The 17,640-nt window shown below is 38.0% G+C and carries 18 protein-coding genes and 4 pseudogenes; 17 read left to right on the top strand and 5 right to left on the bottom strand.

All coding sequences use genetic code 11. The annotated features are described in order from the left end of the window. Nucleotides 1-5: 5 nt before the first annotated feature. The 8 genes from SB847_RS08275 (at nucleotide 6) to SB847_RS08240 (ending at nucleotide 7,661) form a co-directional block, all read left to right on the top strand. On the top strand, nucleotides 6-830 hold the full coding sequence (locus SB847_RS08275; RefSeq protein WP_410561430.1) for a hypothetical protein: 825 nt from the start codon (nucleotides 6-8) through the stop codon (nucleotides 828-830). A 254-nt stretch (nucleotides 831-1,084) separates the two neighbouring features. Beyond that, on the top strand, nucleotides 1,085-3,013 hold the full coding sequence (locus tag SB847_RS08270; protein WP_410561431.1) for a T7SS effector LXG polymorphic toxin: 1,929 nt from the start codon (nucleotides 1,085-1,087) through the stop codon (nucleotides 3,011-3,013). 21 nt (nucleotides 3,014-3,034) lie between these two features. Beyond that, nucleotides 3,035-3,508 (top strand): SMI1/KNR4 family protein, encoded by a 474-nt coding sequence (locus SB847_RS08265; RefSeq protein ID WP_065180889.1) that lies wholly within the window; start codon nucleotides 3,035-3,037, stop codon nucleotides 3,506-3,508. A gap of 550 nt (nucleotides 3,509-4,058) precedes the next feature. Then, nucleotides 4,059-4,742 (top strand): hypothetical protein, encoded by a 684-nt coding sequence (locus tag SB847_RS08260; RefSeq protein WP_065180888.1) that lies wholly within the window; start codon nucleotides 4,059-4,061, stop codon nucleotides 4,740-4,742. Between the two features lie 428 nt (nucleotides 4,743-5,170). Next, nucleotides 5,171-5,233, top strand: a complete 63-nt coding sequence (locus SB847_RS08255; protein ID WP_134816631.1) for a tetracycline resistance efflux system leader peptide — start codon at nucleotides 5,171-5,173, stop codon at nucleotides 5,231-5,233. 33 nt (nucleotides 5,234-5,266) lie between these two features. Next, on the top strand, nucleotides 5,267-6,643 hold the full coding sequence (gene tet / locus SB847_RS08250; protein WP_410577509.1) for a Tet(L)/Tet(K)/Tet(45) family tetracycline efflux MFS transporter: 1,377 nt from the start codon (nucleotides 5,267-5,269) through the stop codon (nucleotides 6,641-6,643). Nucleotides 6,644-6,741: 98 nt separating this feature from the next. Next, nucleotides 6,742-6,927, top strand: a complete 186-nt coding sequence (locus SB847_RS08245; protein ID WP_032874143.1) for a hypothetical protein — start codon at nucleotides 6,742-6,744, stop codon at nucleotides 6,925-6,927. A gap of 197 nt (nucleotides 6,928-7,124) precedes the next feature. Further along, nucleotides 7,125-7,661 carry an ATP-binding protein gene (locus SB847_RS08240; protein WP_007612719.1) on the top strand — a complete coding sequence of 179 codons (537 nt, stop codon included), beginning with the start codon at nucleotides 7,125-7,127 and terminating at the stop codon, nucleotides 7,659-7,661. A 468-nt stretch (nucleotides 7,662-8,129) separates the two neighbouring features. Here SB847_RS08240 and SB847_RS08235 read toward each other — a convergent pair. Both SB847_RS08235 and SB847_RS08230 read right to left on the bottom strand, forming a co-directional pair. Beyond that, nucleotides 8,130-8,686, bottom strand: a pseudogene (locus SB847_RS08235) (GNAT family N-acetyltransferase). A 477-nt stretch (nucleotides 8,687-9,163) separates the two neighbouring features. Next, nucleotides 9,164-10,381, bottom strand: coding sequence for a DUF418 domain-containing protein (locus SB847_RS08230; protein ID WP_285979225.1), 1,218 nt, complete (start codon nucleotides 10,379-10,381; stop codon nucleotides 9,164-9,166). A 264-nt stretch (nucleotides 10,382-10,645) separates the two neighbouring features. On the opposite strand from SB847_RS08230, the gene yrkP reads away from it, so the two are divergent. The 3 genes from yrkP to psiE are packed head-to-tail and all read left to right on the top strand — an operon-like array spanning nucleotide 10,646 to nucleotide 13,088. Beyond that, a complete protein-coding gene (gene yrkP, locus SB847_RS08225) occupies nucleotides 10,646-11,341 on the top strand; it encodes a two-component response regulator YrkP (RefSeq protein ID WP_015417875.1) in 696 nt (231 codons plus the stop codon). Next, on the top strand, nucleotides 11,328-12,626 hold the full coding sequence (yrkQ, locus tag SB847_RS08220) for a two-component system sensor histidine kinase YrkQ (protein ID WP_410561437.1): 1,299 nt from the start codon (nucleotides 11,328-11,330) through the stop codon (nucleotides 12,624-12,626). Before yrkP ends, yrkQ begins: the two co-directional genes overlap by 14 nt. A 45-nt stretch (nucleotides 12,627-12,671) precedes the next feature. Continuing rightward, on the top strand, nucleotides 12,672-13,088 hold the full coding sequence (gene psiE, locus SB847_RS08215) for a phosphate-starvation-inducible protein PsiE (protein ID WP_012118039.1): 417 nt from the start codon (nucleotides 12,672-12,674) through the stop codon (nucleotides 13,086-13,088). A gap of 289 nt (nucleotides 13,089-13,377) precedes the next feature. Here psiE and SB847_RS08210 read toward each other — a convergent pair whose 3' ends face one another. Together SB847_RS08210 and SB847_RS08205 are read right to left on the bottom strand one after the other, a co-directional pair. Then, a complete protein-coding gene (locus SB847_RS08210) occupies nucleotides 13,378-13,905 on the bottom strand; it encodes a PadR family transcriptional regulator (protein ID WP_410561440.1) in 528 nt (175 codons plus the stop codon). Next, nucleotides 13,902-14,744 (bottom strand): sialate O-acetylesterase, encoded by an 843-nt coding sequence (locus SB847_RS08205; protein ID WP_410561441.1) that lies wholly within the window; start codon nucleotides 14,742-14,744, stop codon nucleotides 13,902-13,904. Before SB847_RS08205 ends, SB847_RS08210 begins: the two co-directional genes overlap by 4 nt. A 216-nt stretch (nucleotides 14,745-14,960) precedes the next feature. Here SB847_RS08205 and SB847_RS08200 point away from each other — a divergent pair, with 216 nt between their 5' ends. The 6 genes and pseudogenes from SB847_RS08200 to SB847_RS08175 all read left to right on the top strand — a co-directional run. Then, entirely contained in the window at nucleotides 14,961-15,068 is a 108-nt protein-coding gene (locus SB847_RS08200) for a winged helix-turn-helix transcriptional regulator (RefSeq protein WP_074534277.1), read from the top strand. Continuing rightward, a pseudogene (locus SB847_RS08195) lies at nucleotides 15,058-15,200 on the top strand (class II fumarate hydratase); the annotation flags it as partial. The gene SB847_RS08200 and the pseudogene SB847_RS08195, both read left to right, overlap by 11 nt. A 49-nt stretch (nucleotides 15,201-15,249) precedes the next feature. Continuing rightward, nucleotides 15,250-15,362 (top strand): annotated as a pseudogene (locus tag SB847_RS08190) (recombinase family protein); the annotation flags it as partial. 60 nt (nucleotides 15,363-15,422) lie between these two features. Further along, on the top strand, nucleotides 15,423-15,689 hold the full coding sequence (locus tag SB847_RS08185; protein ID WP_045555123.1) for a DUF2577 family protein: 267 nt from the start codon (nucleotides 15,423-15,425) through the stop codon (nucleotides 15,687-15,689). A 93-nt stretch (nucleotides 15,690-15,782) separates the two neighbouring features. Beyond that, nucleotides 15,783-16,481 (top strand): aspartate/glutamate racemase family protein, encoded by a 699-nt coding sequence (locus SB847_RS08180; protein ID WP_032873937.1) that lies wholly within the window; start codon nucleotides 15,783-15,785, stop codon nucleotides 16,479-16,481. 100 nt (nucleotides 16,482-16,581) lie between these two features. After that, a pseudogene (locus SB847_RS08175) lies at nucleotides 16,582-16,779 on the top strand (DUF2634 domain-containing protein); the annotation flags it as partial. Nucleotides 16,780-16,828: 49 nt separating this feature from the next. On the opposite strand, the gene sigK reads toward SB847_RS08175, so the two are convergent. Next, nucleotides 16,829-17,554 (bottom strand): RNA polymerase sporulation sigma factor SigK, encoded by a 726-nt coding sequence (gene sigK / locus SB847_RS08170; RefSeq protein ID WP_170919558.1) that lies wholly within the window; start codon nucleotides 17,552-17,554, stop codon nucleotides 16,829-16,831. Between the last annotated feature and the right edge of the window lie 86 nt (nucleotides 17,555-17,640).

Below are 17,640 nucleotides of genomic sequence, written 5' to 3'. Positions count from 1 at the left end.
AAAGAATGGATAATGAAAAAAAGAAAGACATTCTCGAAACATCAACCGGTACAATTGTTGACGCAATTGTTGATGCTGCTTCAAGTACCGGTGCTGATGTTGTAAAAGAATTGACGTCTAATTTGGTAGGTGAATTTCTAGTTGAGGTAGGCGCCTCAGCAATACCAGGAGTTGGTGGTGCAGTATCTTCGTATAAACGAGTGCGTTTTGAAAAAAATATTAAAAAACTTGTAGAAGGACTTGCAAATAGAATTGAAGATTTGAAAAGTAGCCTAGAGGACAAAAGTGAAACTCAGCAACATAAGATTAATACGTTATTTACATATGTTTTAGATTATGTTATCGATGAAAAACAAGAATTAAAAATCGATATCATGGTTAATGGTTTTATAAACATCAGCCATCATGAAGATATTTCTGAAGATTTTGTGTTGACATATTACGATGTTTTAAGAGATTTACGTCTAATTGATATTTCAGTGTTAAGATTTTATTCTAAACTCAAAAATTATGATCAAGAAGGACAAATTACTATTATTGATATTCTTGAAGAATATGAAGTATCGTATGAACAATACGAGTCAGTTAGGCATAATCTCTTAAGATTTGGATTATTGACGACGAAAAAAGATTATAAAGTTATTGATGACATAGAAGAGTTATCACAATCAATATCTAATATTCATAAATATTTCAAAGCAATTAAAGAAGGCAAAAAGAGATTACCTACTTTAAAAGATCCTAAAATAAAATCAACTGATAAATTTGAACTGTCGAAATTCGGAAAGGATTTTGTTTGGTTCTTTCTGAATGATGCAACTCGGTTATAAGGGGATTTAAGGCTGAAGTTTATGAGATTTAAGGGGCACTGACCGAAAAATAACAGGATTTAAAACAGTATCTCCTCTAAAGTCAGTATTCTATTCATTGAGTGAAGGAGAAGACTTTCTTTAATTCTTTTTAGTGTAAAATTTGGTTGATGATATAATTTGAAATATTTTAATGGCCTGGTGAAAATTTCAATGAATATTTTCCCTTTTGTGATATTCTTAACCTAAAGAATATCTCATAAGGAGCCTTTTTTATGAAAATCCTTGATGCACAATCGCTTATTACATCCTCACAACAACGCTCCAAAGAATATCAACAACTTCGTGAAGAACTATCCGATTTAAAGAAATCATTAGAAGATGTGTCTAATCTGGGTGATGATTTCACTGGCCGAGGCGCAGATAGCATTAAAGCTTTTTTTAACGATTTAGCATTGTACACCGAAACATATATGAACTTCACTGAGATGCAGATCGTCTTTTTCAATAGTATCGAAGGAAAGCTGGAAGATATGGGGCTTGCCGGTGGTACATTTGTTGATGAACATTTTGTCGAAAATCAATTAGAACAGGGAATCAAAAACAGTCGTAGTATTATTGACGAACAACAGCGGGAGCTTTCCGGAATATTTGCTAGTATTAGCGACATTATTCATTTAACACCGTTTTCAAGTGAGCCAGTTAATGATCAACTTAATGATGCTGACAAAGTCCGAAGAGAAACAATAGACGCTGTTTATAAATTGGATCATGAACTAGTGTCGGAATATGCCAGATCTGAACCTATTGAGCAGCATATCAAATCTTTTTATTCTGCATTGATGGCTGCTACAGGTAAAGGAAAATCAGCATTGCCAATGTATTATGATGCGAATAAGTTTCATGAATCAGAAGTATATAAAGCACATAAACATATTGATGCAGAAGTGAAAACATATTTACGCATTAAAAAGGAAGAAGCAGAGAAACGTAGAATCACAGAGTTAAAGGCTAAATTGGACAAGCCAGGGGATTTATCAATGGAGGATTATATCGACATTGCAACTGAAGTCGGTTATGAAAACCTGACGTCTGATCAAAAACTTTACTATGGACAACTACTTCAAGCAAAGTCACAACAGGAATTAGGAAATCAGGTCTGGAACGTTACAAAAGGAGTAGGGGTTGGGCTTTACGATGTAGGGAAGGATTTTGTCACTGGCATCTACGATTTGGTGGTCAATCCAGCAGGTACGGTTGAAGCTGTTGTAACGGCCGTCATTCATCCTGTTGATACATACAATATGATTGCAAAATCCATATCCGACTCGTATGAGCGAGATATGGTAAACGGAGATTCATATTCTAGAGCACATTGGGTTTCTTATGCTGTAGGAACTGTTGTAACTTCAATATTTGGAACAAAAGGTGCTGGATCTATAACCAAAACAGGAGTAGCGACTACAAAGGTAGCAGTAAAAACTAGTGTGACCAAGACCGGACAAACTGTTAAAGGCATATCTTTAGCAGAGTGGCTTCCTTATGCCTCAAAACATCAGTTAGCAGGTGCAGGAATAGGAAAGGTCCCTTATAATGCGGTTGACGGCTTAGGTTTAAAAGACAAATTGATGATGATGGCTAAAAGTGCTAATACTGGTGTAAAAGTTACTAAAAAGCCCGCGCAAAGACTTAAAAAAGCTGACTTAGCTAAAAAAGCAGAAACAAAAAATATTGAAGAGTTTATTAGTGGAAATAAACATTTTGATGATGTAGTAGACGACTATGCACAATTATATAAAGAAACAGTAAACTCTAATAAACCATGGTCTTGGGATGATACAATCTTAGGTGGAGAAAATTTAACAGGAAAGCAGAGGAAATTGATAAAAGAAAAAGCACTTACAAATCAGTTAATCCCAAATATAAAAGTAACAAAAGTAGAGAGGATGCCATTTGGGTTTGCTGATTTCAAAGGTGCTGGAGTTGTAGAAAAGACAATTCCGTTGCCAAAAGAATTGTGGCATGCTTCTGATAAGGTGCAATTTGATTATTTAGATAAGGCAATTGGTGGTCACAGAGATGGCATGACTTGGCATCACACAGAATTTCCTGGGATAATGGAGTTAGTCCCGTTTGGCATTCATAATGTTACAATACATAATGGAGGCAGAACGAAAGGGATGTGGGCGGATGCACCACGATAAAAATTTTGGAGGTAACGACTTATGGATATGAAGGAAAATTCAATTATAAATCCACTTCCAACAGACGAGCTGCTGGATGAAAAAGAAAGAAAATGGAGAATAACCTTACCTCAAAGTTATAAAACCTTTATTAAACAAAATAGTGGAGGAATACCTTTAGAAAGCCAATTTTTATGTAATGGGCATAACTATGCTATTGATAGGTTTCTATGTATTTTAAAAGTCACTGGGGAAAATGAACTCGAGTGGTATGATATAGGGGCTACCATGTCACAGTTAGATGAGAGAATAATTGAAGATGAGGATTTAATTGGAGTTGAGATTTTGCCAATCGCCGTTCTCTTTGCAGGTGATTTTGTTTGTTTGGATTATAGATCAAATAGGAACGAACCTGCAGTGTGTGTATGGAGTCATGAAGAATCAGGAGAGTTTGCTCCTGTAACTTATCCGGTGGCAAATAATTTTGCTGAATTTCTCGAAATGTTAGGCGAATAAAGATTGCAATTCAGGCGGGGAGAAATCCTCGTCTTTTTTAATTAAGGTGAAATCTTTATCTGGAAGAACTGCTTTTATAGTGCAGATCAAAAAAGGGGGAAACAGATAAAAATGCAGAATAATTCAAATGGTATATATTCTGAAAATTTTGTGATTAGGAATTGGAAATAATTTTTGAAAGGATTAATTGAAAGTTAACAGTGTAGGCTTTAATAGAGAGGAGACAATTATTTGGTTGTAATTAAATCCTATCCAATTGAAGGCGACTTTCCAGAGTTTGAGGGCTTAATTCAAATAGCAATTGAAGAAGGAAGTGGAGGTAGTAAAATTATCTCGTACAGCAAATTATAATGGAAGCTGCTGACGATATACTCAAGATTATTCATCAGATGTACAACGAACATGAGATATAAAACTTACCTCTTCACTGATTATAGGGGTTAGATGCCATAGTAAGATAGAGTTGAAACGATGTTTTTTGAACTTTTGAATTACTCGTTCGGAGTTCACTTGTATTGTTGAAGTAAATTTATTCAGTCAAGGAGGTTATATGCATATTATTAGACATTTGGAAGATCCAAAAGTTAAGTTGAAATTAGCAACGAATGTTTCCAACCTTAGAAAGGAAATTGAAAAATTAAATCTTAGTCAAGTTGCAGATCTTCGACTTTATGCCAAAGATAAATACGAAAGAGCTGCCAACTTTTCCACAAAAGCTTCAATTATTACAATAACGATTGTGCCAGTATTTTTATTTTTGAACTCTTATTTTAATTCATATTTTAACTATGGATTAGGTTTACTTTCCAAAAAATACAATATTAATAATTTGAAACCACTAGAGAATTCCAATGAGTTGCAAAAGGATTTCGATAATATTTCTGAACATATAATTGATACTTATGTTTATATTGCTTTAGGTATTTTGTTATGTGTTTTTATTGCTCTTTTCATAAGAAGAATTAATGTTTCCAACACAAATAAAAACTTTAATTTAATAGATGAAATATACGAAAAGAAATTAAAACGAGAGGAAAAATTTCAAGAGGATTATAAGCAATTGCGGAAGATGAGAGCTATGAATTGGAGAATAATCTCTTGTGTTCATTTTTCTGACCGTTTAGAGATTTTAATGAAATGTCCAAATCGAATAGAAGCTGAGTTTTTTATGTTCTATGAATTAGAACATATTAAAGAAGTTGAAGTGATTTTGGGAATTAGTGAAGAGTTGTGAGTGAACATGCACGATCATTAATAAAGGCGCCTTTTTAAATCATAAGATAAAATCATTTATTGAGAGCTGTTGGTTAACTTTATTAAAGTGATTGGGTTTTGAACTATGATGATATAATTATTAGCGTATAACAATAACCAATAACCTAAAGAATATTACAAATCCTGAACGGATGCAGTATCGTGTGTAACAAGTGCCTTTACCCTTGTAGAGTAAGGGTGAATAGTGTTTTGAGGTGTTTTAAGGTGTTTTAATATAAAAATATAACAGTATTTGATGTTTCATCATCTTGCTCATATAGCGGGTGTATGTTCTAATGTATTCAAAATCGCATTGAGGATTTTTCTTTTTTAGCACACGAGCCATATTGTTATATACCTTAGTCTGTATATAATAAGGTATATCAATCAATGCAGGGGGAGTTATGTATGAAGTGCAAAAAAATGAACAGGGTCCAATTAAAAGAGGGAAGCGTATCAATGGCCCTATAAACTGCGTCTGCCCTCATTAATGGAGGGAAAGTTGTGAATACGTCTTATTCACAGTCAGCTTTACGGCACAACCAAGTTTTCATTTGGCTTTGTGTTCTGTCATTTTTCAGCGTATTCAATGAAATGGTTTTGAACGTCTCATTACCTGATATCGCCAACGATTTTCATAAACTGCCAGCGAGTGCAAACTGGGTGAACACGGCCTTTATGTTAACCTTTTCCATCGGAACTGCTCTGTATGGGAAGTTATCAGATCAGCTGGGCATCAAAAAGCTGCTCCTATTTGGAATTATGGTAAATGGCTTCGGATCGATCATTGGATTTGTCGGACACTCTTTCTTTCCTGTACTCATTCTGGCCCGATTTATTCAAGGGGCTGGTGCAGCCGCATTCCCGGCTCTTGTGATGGTTGCAGTAGTACGCTATATTCCGAAAGAAAACAGGGGTAAAGCATTTGGTCTGATCGGGTCGCTGGTGGCAATGGGGGAAGGCGCCGGACCAGCTATTGGCGGAATGATCGCTCATTATATTCACTGGTCATATTTGCTGCTTATTCCGACAGCAACAGTTATCACCGTTCCATTCCTGATGAAACTGCTGGAAAAGGAAGAAAGAATCAGCGGGCGCTTTGATATGGCGGGGATTATATTAATGTCTGCAGGCATCGTATTTTTTCTGCTGTTTACAACGTCATATAGAATGTCTTTTCTGATCATCAGTATTCTGGCTTTCCTGATATTTGTGAAACATATTAGGAAAACTCAAAATCCCTTTGTTGACCCTGCACTGGGGAAAAATGTCTTGTTTATGATGGGCGTCCTTTGCGGAGGCCTGATATTTGGCACTGCTGCAGGATTTGTGTCTATGGTTCCTTATATGATGAAAGATGTTCACCATTTAAGTACTGCGGCAATTGGAAGCGGGATTATGTTCCCCGGGACGATGAGCGTCATCATCTTCGGTTACATTGGAGGATGGCTTGTTGATCGGAAAGGTTCTTTATATGTGCTGACCATTGGGATTGCATTGATGTCTTCCAGTTTTTTAATCGCTGCCTTTTTCATAGATGCGGCACCTTGGCTCATGACCGTTATAATCGTTTTTGTTTTTGGGGGGCTCTCCTTCACAAAAACGGTTATATCTACAATTGTGTCTGGCAGTTTGAAACAAAAGGAAGCCGGCGCCGGAATGAGTCTGCTTAATTTTACGAGCTTTTTATCAGAGGGGACGGGTATTTCGATTGCAGGCGGTTTATTATCGATCCGCTTGCTGAATCAAAGGCTGCTGCCTGTTAACGCTGATCATTCCGCTTATTTGTACAGTAATATGCTCATTCTTTTTGCAGGAATCGTTGTTATGAGCTGGCTGGTAACCGTGAATGTCTATAAACGTTCGCAAAGAAATGACTAAAAAGGGAAAAGGATCAAACTTGATAGAAGTTTTGATCCTTTTTTTGAGGAGCTTCCTTATTCCGAAACCTTTTGGCGATCAATGAAAAGGGAGTTAAAGTGAATTACATTTATAAGAAAAAGGAAAAGAAAAATGGAAATTGTATCATTTCAATCAGAGATAAATGGGAGAATGCACTTATTGAGTTTGAACAAAAAAATAATCAAATTGAGATTATGATCAATTATCGTAACGAGAAAACAACCAAGTTTTCACTGCCAATCGAGACTTTTGAGAAAGTGTAAGAGGATATTAAAATAACCCGGAGAGAAAGTTAATTATTCTGTTTGAAAATGACCATGAAGTTCGTAAGCAGTATGGTTTTAACACGCATTTGGATTCCCTTGGCAAAGTAAAGGTTTTTGGGGATTTATATTAAAATAATAGTAAGAACCTTGTGCAGCGGACAGGGAGTTTCGTTGCTTTATAAGGAGAGGGAACTATGAAAAAAAATATTCACATACTGGGAGCCTCCGGAGTCGGAACTTCAACATTGGGTGTTGCATTATCAAAGCATTTGCCTCATACGCATCTTGATACTGATGATTACTATTGGACAGATAAATTCACTAAGAAAAGAGAAATTCCTGAAAGAAGAAAGCTGCTTGAAAAAGACTTTACAATAAATGAGAAATGGATTCTTTCTGGCGCAGTGTGCGGCTGGGGCGATGATCTAAAAAGTTATTTTGACCTTGTCATCTTCTTATGGATTCCGCAAGATATACGGCTTGAGAGATTAAGGCAGAGGGAATTTCAGCGTTATGGAAACGAAGTGTTAGCCGGCGGCAGTAAATATGAACAATCAAAAACATTTTTAGAGTGGGCTTCTTTATATGATAATGCCGGAATGGAAGTTAGAAGCAAAGCTTTACACGAACATTGGATGGCAGATTTATCTTGTCCGTTGTTAAAAATTGAAGGAGATTACTCAGTAAATGAAAGAGTTGACCGTGTCTTGGATTATCTGAATTCAAACTAACGGATGGAGATAACTGCAAAATCCAAAATTCAAAGGCAGTTCCGGCCATTTTAACGGAGCTGTTTTTTTATACCGCTTTCAGTTTCTCTGTTGTGAAGTGATTTATTTTCGGCAGCATCCCACAATAGAGAAGTGATTTGTTCTTCGTTAAGTTCTCCGTTGGAGTATTTCTCTAAAATTCGTATAAATCGTTCATCACTTAATTAATTATTTCTTTGTTTATTTTTATTCTCCATTTCATTTTCAGACCGAATTAAAGCCCTCTCATAACGAGAAGGGCTTTCCACCTTTAATACTTTCTCCTCAAAAAGAAGGGGAAGGCTTTATCCGTTTATCCCTCGTATCGTTTATTAATCAACTCTGTAAACATAGGGAATTATTGGTTAACTTAGAATTTTTTCGATCCAAACAAATATCTTTAAAAAAGTTACCGGCAACTTTCTGCGGCATATCGCAGTGTTCAATTGTTTAGTCCTTTTTTTTTATAATCTTTACAAATCTGAAAAAGTCATCATCATCCGGCAGGGGCTTGTCATCTTCGCGTCCATTGCGATGCATATGCGGATCAGAGTGATGTTCATTGTAGAACTCTACGATATGGAATCCGCACTTATTCACATAGAAGTTGATATTTCGCTTTTCAAAATAAGGTGTCACGGTTTCCCAAAGCACAGTATCCGGATACTGTGCTTCTATGGCTTTCCAAGCAGAAAGACCAATCCCCTGGCTGTGATGTTCTGGAGATACATAGAATAAATCTAGCGAATTATGATGTGTTTCGCTGTTGATACGTACTACTGCACCACCTACCTTCTCACCATCCCGAAGAATATGATATACGACTGCTCCGGGAGCGTCGAAAGTCTCCTGAACATCATTGTCCGATGGAATCGGTCCATCTTCGCAATCACCGAACGTTTCAATCACGGCGATCGCAAAGGCTTCTTGTAATTTTTTTGGAATTCTGGCAGATCAGATTCCTTTGCTGGTTCCAGAATAACTTTTGGTTCCTTTTTTGTTTTCATGATTGCTCACTCCTTCAGTTGCTGAAATAACAAGTTCAGTCGTTCAGTAAAACATTCCAGCTGCTCTGCCGCTTTTTCTTCCGCGGTAAATTTGGCGTTAAAATACTTCAAAAGCTTTCTCCTGTCTTTTTGTATTTTTTCTTTGTTTCATTGGAAAACAAGCTGCATGTAACCCTTATTTACTATCGTTCACTACCGTATTAAGTGTCGTATGCGGGATTTGTCATCATTCTCGAATTTTTCCTGCGAAAAGTTACAAAAATAGTCGAATGGGCCGCCTTTGACTATGAACATGCGTAAAAGATTCAATTTACTTTCGATCATGAGCAATGCACATTGAGTAAACTCTGGTGGATTTATTAGCCCAAAGAAGCCTAAATGATATAAAAATAACTAGTCCATATATCAAATCTGTCCGTTTAATGCTCGCTTCATTCAACAACACTAATTTGAAGTTATGCAATCTGTGCAAGGGGGTTATTTCGGAATAGATTTTTCCGAATGCAGCGGAGTTGCTTTAGGACTTCCATTTACATTGCCGTACGTCAGCTTGCGCCATATCAATTCCATCGGACCGTACTTAAACCGTTTCAACCACAATGTACTAAAGCTCATAAGCACGAAGTACACGGCCAGACTGAACATGAACGTGCCGGCGGATTGAATATGATCCGCAAGCCCGAATCCGTACCTGAGGAACAGAACTGTTCCAATGATAGAGTGAAGCAGATAACAGGTCAATGACATCCGTCCGACTTTGGTGAAGATCATCATAAGGCCTCGCAGCTGAGGAACGTACAGAAACAGCATTGCAAAAGTGCTCATATAAAACATACTTCCGGTTAAGCCGCCATTTTGACCCAAGACAGAGGAAATGTCCTTCCACAGCATATTCTCAGAAAGATTAAACATGTCTAGTAATATACTGCTTTGTGTTATTAGAAAAGCGATTGTGCTGATGATCCAGATACGCTTCCATATGAACTTTTTCGCTTCCATGTCTTTGAAAAATTCCATCTTAACAAAGTACACGCCCAGCAGAAACATGAGAAACATGGAATAGATCATAGAGAAAGAGCCAGCCGCCATCGTGACCATATCTGTCCACCGAGTGCTGATGGATTCCATGTAGGTAAGGCTTGTGTGGCTAAATAAAGTAAACTCTGAAAAATTCGGGTTTTTTGACCCTGCAGTATTGATGACATTGTACAACATTGTGAAAACAGGAGTCAGGAATTGAAACACGATAAGTGCGATAATCCATCTAAGCACCGTTTTGGCCGTGCGTTTATAGAAGGCGAGTAACAGGAAGCCGCTTACGGCGTAAAAGGTCAATATGTCACCGACCCAAACAAATGTGATGTGCAAAATGCCAAATCCCAACAGAATAGATAACCTACGGGCAAACAGCTTGTTGGGACTATCTACCTTCTGCGCGGCTCGATCCATAAAGATCATAAACCCAACTCCGAACAAGAAGGAGAATAATGTAACGAATTTCCCTTCGGCAAACCAGGAAACCAGATTGTGCAGGACGTCATCGGAGGCCATTTCGAATCCCTTTACTGAATCTGCGATCAGAAAATAGTTGACAATAATAATGCCAAGCAAGGCAAATCCACGTACGATATCCAGAAAATGAACCCGTTCCCGCAGACTCACTGGTTGCCCGCGTTCTTCTTTTTGTACAATCATATCAATACTCCTTTCCCATTTACCATTGCAATGTGCAGTGCGGATCTGAAAAACTCGAGCCTTACAATGGATAAATATAAAGACAGAATCTTAACAATTTATGAAGGTTCATCATTTTTTTTAAAATGTGACAAAATTGTGGCGGACATCAGCTTTCATAAACTGTTAAGATTTACGTAGTATCTTATAACGTACGTTACTTATGAATGATATATAGTAAGGTCACACGAGAAATAACATCAAGAATCATGAGGTGAAAGAGGCATGACCCATCGAATATTAGTCGTAGAGGATGATCATGATATTGGTGATCTTTTGGAGGAATCCCTTATGCGAGCAGGCTACGAGGTGCTAAGAGCCAAGGATGGAAAGCGAGCATTGCAACTTGTGAATGATTCGCTTGATTTGGTTATTTTGGATATTATGATGCCGGGCATTTCGGGAATCGAAACCTGTCAGCACATCAGGGAAACCTCTAACGTCCCAATTCTGTTTCTGACGGCCAGATCGAGTACACTCGATAAAACTGAGGGATTACTCGCCGGCGGCGATGATTATATGACTAAACCCTTCTCGGAAGAGGAACTTCACGCTAGAGTGATTGCCCAATTACGCAGATATACAATCTATCAGGAAAAGAAGGAACAGGAAGAAACATTTCTTATCGGGGGCAAACTGAGAGTGAGCGAAGAATTTAATGAGGTTTGGAAAGAGGAGCAGCAAATCAAGCTGTCAGATCTGGAATATCGTATCTTGAAACTGCTGATGAGCAAACGCAACAAAATATTTTCTGCTCAAAATATATATGAGAGTGTGTGGGGACAGCCTTACTTTTACTGTTCTAACAATACGGTGATGGTGCATATTCGGAAACTGCGCTCCAAAATTGAGGATGATCCGGCACGTCCGGTTTATATAAAAACTGAATGGGGAAGAGGATATCGATTTGGCACATCGTAAATTCACGCTAACCAAAAAACTGGCTTTGCTGATCATGGTTGCTGCGATTGTGAGCGGTGTAACCTTTCTGACGTTGCAAAAGATTACAGATGATCTGATCGAGGGATATCTGAGTTCGGATGAGTATTATCACAAGGAGTCAGCGAGATACATTCAAAAATTCAGTCAGTACGTTTCAGAAAATGGGTTGTCTACATCGGATAGAAAAGCGTTTGGCGAGTGGGTCAAAAAAGAAAATTACATTAACCTCACCATATTCAAGGATCAGGAGCTGCAATATGATTCCGTTTATTCCGAATCGGATTATGGAAAGGAAAAGCTGACTCAGTATGCTCAAAATCATTCACATCCTGTCAAGTTCAGCGATGGTGAAGGACGAGTCATTATCGACGGTTTCTACTCTTCCCGATATTATGATCTGGCCTTTACATTGGATTTGCTCGGTGCAACCCTCATCTTTTTAATCATTGTTCTCTTGGGCATTCGCCAAAGTCTTCGCTACCTTAAAACGCTTCACCAAGAGATTCATATTCTTGAAGGGGGCCAGATGGACTACGAGATGACGATAAAAGGGCATGATGAATTAGCGATGATTGCAAAGAGCATTGAGGATCTGCGGAAAGCTTTCTTGGACAAACTTAAAGCGATCGAGAAATTGCAAGCAGAGAGCCGCAGCCTGGTTACCGAAATGTCGCACGATATGCGCACACCGCTGACGTCGCTGATCATGAATCTGGAGTTTGCCAAAAAAGAAGGAGGCGAAGCGGGTGCCAGCAAAGATCGTTATGTAGCCAATGCTTATGGTAAAGCACTGCAATTAAAAAACTTGTCTGACAATCTGTTTGCGTATTTCCTGCTGAATAAGGAACATGAGGCCGAGCTGGAGACCGTTGCAGTGAAAGAAGTGATCTACGATCTAATATCAGATCAGATTGCTATCCTTCATCAGGAGCATTTCCGGGTCCATATTTCAGGCGAGCTGCCGGAAACCTATATTAACGTGAATTTGGAGGAGCTTGGTCGTGTATTTGATAATGTGATGTCAAACTTATTTAAATACGCAGATCCGGAAGAAGAAATCAGCATCACGTTTGTATCGGATCAAGAAATATTTGAGATTCATATCAGCAATACGATTAAACTTGCGGATGTAACGCCGGAAAGCAACGGACTCGGTGAAAGAAGCATTGCGCGAATGATGTCCCGCATGCAGGGGCAGTTTCACAGTATACAAAAGAATTCCAAGTACTGCATCGTGCTGCGATTTTGGAACAGAAAGATGTAGGCTGCGAATCAAAACGACGAAAATATTGAAATAGGAGACAACAAGATGAGATTTTCCAACAATTTTAAAAAGGCGCCTTACCTGTTACAAGCGCTTCTCAATGTCTGCCTGTTCTTCCTGGCGATAGCCTTAAGCGGACTTCTGATCAGCGAGACATGGTACATTGTGCAATTCGTATACAAGTCACTGTTCAACAAAGTGGACAGCTATTATGAGATGCTTGGGGAACTGCTTATATTCTTCATGTATTTTGAGTTCATTGCTTTGATTATCAAATACTTCAAATCAGACTTTCATTTCCCGCTTCGCTACTTTATTTATATTGGCATCACGGCTGTCATTCGTTTGATAATCATCGATCATGATCAGGCGATCTCAACGTTCTGGTGGGCGATGGCCATTCTTGCAATGATTTGTGCATTCTTTATTGTCAATAGACGAAATTCTGTTGTTGAACATTAATAAATTAGTTCACTTTATACCGATACGCCACTGCAATGTCCTATGACTTACTTGAATACTGAATAGGTGTAAAAAAGCGGTTATTCATACGGATTGAAAAAGAAGAACACGCAGCAGATTCACTTGCTCTTGTTTGGGGCAAGTGTTGACAACCCTATTACTGGTTTAATTAAAGAAGGAGTATAAAACCTGTATCAATGGTGTTACTAGATATCTGCGACACAGGTTTTATATGTAGGTAACTAATATTCTTATATATGCAACATTGCATTTTTTATTTTGCAATAGTTCACTCTATTTCTGCTTTCAATTTCTCGAACCACTCTAAATTAACCAAGTGATGTGAACGGGAATTTTCGTTCATACGGCGAAAGTAATTGATTGTGCCGGGAATTTCTTGAGTGGTGGACAGGTATTCATCAAGGAGCTCGATTCGAGTTTTAGTCTGATCGATTTGTGATTGGATCAGATCCAGTAATTTACTTTTGTCGAATTCATCGGCAAAGAGTAACGCCCCATAAAATTGCAGGTTCACATATTCCGTTTTGGTGCCGTATTTGATCATTAATTTTTCAAATTCTGCCCTTCCCGAATCTGTGACTTTAAAGTTACGGATTTCACGCCCGCTGGTTGAGGGTTTCTGCTGAATCTGTTCAATCAAACACTTTTCTTCAAGTTGCTGCAGATTGTAATAAAATGAACCTTTCGTGAAGTTAACAATGTATTTGTAATGACGTTTTTCCATTAAGGCCAGAAGTTCATAGCCGTGAGCTCCGGGGTTTTGGATGAGCAAGCCAAGGATAAGTAAGGGAATCATGGTTTCATCACCTTCGCCATCCGCGCCTCAAATTCCGCGTACGTGATTTCACCCGAAGCCAAATCCATACTATGAAGGTAAATCTGTTCTGTTTTAGAATAGTCACCATTCACTTTCAGTGATTGCTCCTCTCCCGAAATGGGTTTCAGGATATGGTGCTTTTTCGAAAAAGCCTCGAAATAGCGGTAACCGAATTTGCGTTGTGAAGCTGCGTCTAAATGAATGCCATCAGGATTCGCAGTCAGACCTGCCGCAGTAACAAAATAACAATTCTGTTGTTCATTAGCAAAACGCAGCAATTGTTCATTAACCTGTCGAAATTCAGTCGCGTGCTGTCCAAAACCGGTCTTCCCAAGAAAGTCACCAAGCCCTCCAATAATCAACGGTACCTCATCTAATTCCAACTCGTTTCTTAGCGTCTTGATGATAAGAGTTAATTTCTCGTAATAAGATTCATGCAGCGAACGATAACTGTCACTCTCACCTTGGTGCCAAAGGATTCCGCAAATTTGACTGGATCGGAGGGCGAAGCGGGCTTCGGACAAAGCATGCTGAAAAAGGATGCCTTCCGGATGCCAGTCATTCAATGAACTGCCACCTTCCGCACACGGGATCAAGCCAATTTCTTCATCGGGATGAGCTTTCGACCATGCATCTGCAAAAGATGCCGCCAAGCCAACACCGGAAACCGGACGGTCGTAATTAATCGGCTCTGTCATCATCTGCCACTGTCCATTGCGCAGCATTTTTATTTTTTCATTATAGATAGGGTCTACTTCATTCAAAAATCCACGACCCGCCATATTCGACTGCCCCAACATTAAAAAAGACTTTATCATCTAATTTTTCACTTCTTTACATCAATATTTTAGTCTAATTAGACTATAGTCAATTCAGCTTGTCTTGTAAAGTTTCAACTAGGTTTTATTTTTTTGTTGAGCTAAGAGGATATCGAAAAAATTTCCACCCTTGATAAAGGAGAAAGTCTTTTCGGGTCGTACCAGGATCTAGAAATTGTAAAATCGATAGGCGCCATGAAATTCGACCTGTAAGCTTTGTCTAATAAAACAGTTAGGTTTAATGAACTTAAAAGGTTAATCCCATGGATTACACAGAGAATATTGATACGAAAACTTAGAGAATTAGAACCTTATCGGGTATGAAAATTATTCGAAAATTCCAAGTTTGTTCATAAGGAAGGGTTAATGCTAAAAAGACTGCGTGCAACTTACATTTTAACGGAAGAACAATTTGATGAGATGGTTAAACCAGAAAATCTGAAACCTAATATTTGAATCTTTTAAGATAAAAACTAGTTACTAATCAGTAACTAGTTTTTCTTTCAGCCAGATCGAGGTCTGCATAAAGAAAGCAGGGAATGAAGTATGCCTGTGAAGGATTTTCTGAGGAGCTTTTTAGAGCGCCCGGCGTTGAATCGTTTGAGAGAGGACGCAAGTTAAGGACTTATAAGTCAAGTCATTTGATACCAAAATGCAGTAACGAATGAGAAAAATGATATTTTCATAACTGTCATATCTCTTTTTCTATATTCTTACTTTATTGAATGTGAGTCACCGGTGGATATTATGCCGGCTGAAGTGATTTCCGTTTCATCTATTGAAATAAGGCTTAATGAAAATGACAAATTAATAATACCTGCTGATTTGATTATTATTCCTAAACGGTTGCGCTCTGGAGAAGATGAAGAACTGAAAATGGGTGAGAATTTGATGGTTTTCTCCTTAAAAGGCGGACAATCATTTTTTATTCTCGATAAAATTTAATGATAATAATCCTGAAAAAATAAATAATTGTAAAGACCTAATCTATGCTATAGAATAACTATAATATTTTGAAAATTTCATCCGAGGTGGGTTATGAAAACTATTGGTCTTATTGGCGGAATGAGTTGGGAATCTTCAGCTGAGTATTATCGAATTATCAATGAAGAAATAAAAAAGAAGTTAGGAGGGCTTCACTCGGCAAAATGCCTTTTATACAGTGTTGATTTTAAGGAAATTGAACATTATCAATCCATAGGAGCTTGGGATAAAGCAGGTGAAGCTTTAGGTCAAGTTGCAAGATCATTAGAAAAAGCAGGTGCAGATTTTATTGTAATATGTACAAATACTATGCATAAAGTTCTTGGATATATCCAAGAAATGATCACTATACCTATTTTGCATATTGCCGATGCAACTGCAGAACAAATTATTAGACAAGACATTCGCTCAGTAGGATTGCTAGGTACTAAATATACGATGGAACAAGATTTTTATAAATCACGTATTGCGTCTCATGCGATTAATGTCATTGTTCCTGATGATGATGAAAGAGAATTAATAAATAATATTATTTATCAAGAACTATGTCTGGGTGAAATTAAACAGTCTTCCAAAAACATTTATAAGAAGATCATAAATAATTTGGTGGATAAAGGAGCAGAAGGAATCATTCTTGGATGCACTGAAATTGGCCTATTAGTAAAGGCAGAGGATTCAAAAGTGCCATTATTTGATACGACTTTAATCCATGCTCAAAAAGCAGTAAATAAATCCCTTTCGATTTCTTCTTAGAATGATTACTTCCTATATGTTAAAACCGCTCTTTAGGAGCGGTTTTTATTATGGTTCATTCAATCAATAAATGGAGGAACATTATAGGAGTGATCTTATCATGACCCTTTCCTCAGAAATTGAATTTGATGATATTGAAGATGACAGCGAAGTTATAGAGACCTCGCAAACCTACAAAATTGATTTTGAAAATGGCCGTATCACAAATGAAATCATCACAGGCCTTGACGCGATTAAACAGTTTGTATATTTGTCCCTTCATACTGAGCGCTACGCATATTCTGTTTATAGTCATGATTGAAAAAGATAAAATAGAAAAAGCCGGGATGTCAGATCCGGCTTTTCGCTCACTTTCCCTTCTTCTTCCGCTTCTCCTTCTCCGCCCGGTAAAACTCATGAAACATCTTCATCAATGCGCGTTTTTCAATCCGTGACACGTAACTCCTTGAAATGCCGAGCTCCTTTGCGATCTCGCGCTGCGTTTTTTCTTTTTTTAAATCAAGCCCGAAGCGGCCGACGATGACTTCTTTTTCGCGGTCGTCTAAAATGTCGATATATTTTTTGACCTTTTCAAGTTCCATGTTGAGCTGAATAGTGTCAATCACATCTTCGCTTTCCGACTTGAGGACATCGATCAGGCTTATTTCATTCCCTTCTTTATCCTGGCCGATCGGATCATGAAGGGAGACGTCTTTTTTCGTTTTTTTCAATGCGCGCAGATGCATTAAAATCTCATTTTCAATACATCGTGCGGCATATGTGGCAAGCTTCGTGCCTTTTCCGGCTGAATAGCTTTCAATTCCTTTAATCAGCCCGATTGTACCGATGGAGATCAGATCTTCTGCGTCCTCTCCCGTGTTTTCGAATTTTTTCACAATATGGGCGACTAAACGGAGATTATGTTCGATCAGCATGTTCCGGGCGTGTTCATCTCCTTCAGCCATAAGGTCTAAGTATTTTTTCTCCTCATTACTTGAGAGCGGTTGTGGAAAGGCATTATTTTTCACGTATGATACTAAAAACACAAGTTCTTTCACAATAAACCCGAGCGCTGCAAAAACACCTGTCACCATCCTCACCTCCACAAAGTTATGTAGGCAATCGCCTATATGTAACTGTATGTGTCGGTAGGGCTGTTTGTGTCTGTACAGGGAAATTA

The sequence above is a fragment of the Bacillus sp. SIMBA_026 genome (assembly GCF_046535335.1).
Classification (GTDB): Bacteria; Bacillota; Bacilli; order Bacillales; family Bacillaceae; genus Bacillus; species Bacillus velezensis.
The sequence above is the reverse complement of the archived record's forward strand: the minus strand, read 5'-3'. Positions and strand labels throughout refer to the sequence as shown.

Excerpts from the sequence above, each read along its gene's own strand:
- SB847_RS08210 (WP_410561440.1), bottom strand. The coding sequence starts at position 13,905 with ATGATTCCCTTACTTATCCTTGGCTTGCTCATCCAAAACCCCGGAGCT.
- SB847_RS08265 (WP_065180889.1), top strand. The coding sequence starts at position 3,035 with ATGGATATGAAGGAAAATTCAATTATAAATCCACTTCCAACAGACGAG.
- SB847_RS08270 (WP_410561431.1), top strand. The coding sequence starts at position 1,085 with ATGAAAATCCTTGATGCACAATCGCTTATTACATCCTCACAACAACGC.
- SB847_RS08240 (WP_007612719.1), top strand. The coding sequence starts at position 7,125 with ATGAAAAAAAATATTCACATACTGGGAGCCTCCGGAGTCGGAACTTCA.
- SB847_RS08180 (WP_032873937.1), top strand. The coding sequence starts at position 15,783 with ATGAAAACTATTGGTCTTATTGGCGGAATGAGTTGGGAATCTTCAGCT.
- sigK (WP_170919558.1), bottom strand. The coding sequence starts at position 17,554 with ATGGTGACAGGTGTTTTTGCAGCGCTCGGGTTTATTGTGAAAGAACTT.
- SB847_RS08230 (WP_285979225.1), bottom strand. The coding sequence starts at position 10,381 with ATGATTGTACAAAAAGAAGAACGCGGGCAACCAGTGAGTCTGCGGGAA.
- SB847_RS08275 (WP_410561430.1), top strand. The coding sequence starts at position 6 with ATGGATAATGAAAAAAAGAAAGACATTCTCGAAACATCAACCGGTACA.
- yrkP (WP_015417875.1), top strand. The coding sequence starts at position 10,646 with ATGACCCATCGAATATTAGTCGTAGAGGATGATCATGATATTGGTGAT.
- SB847_RS08205 (WP_410561441.1), bottom strand. The coding sequence starts at position 14,744 with ATGATAAAGTCTTTTTTAATGTTGGGGCAGTCGAATATGGCGGGTCGT.
- psiE (WP_012118039.1), top strand. The coding sequence starts at position 12,672 with ATGAGATTTTCCAACAATTTTAAAAAGGCGCCTTACCTGTTACAAGCG.
- SB847_RS08260 (WP_065180888.1), top strand. The coding sequence starts at position 4,059 with ATGCATATTATTAGACATTTGGAAGATCCAAAAGTTAAGTTGAAATTA.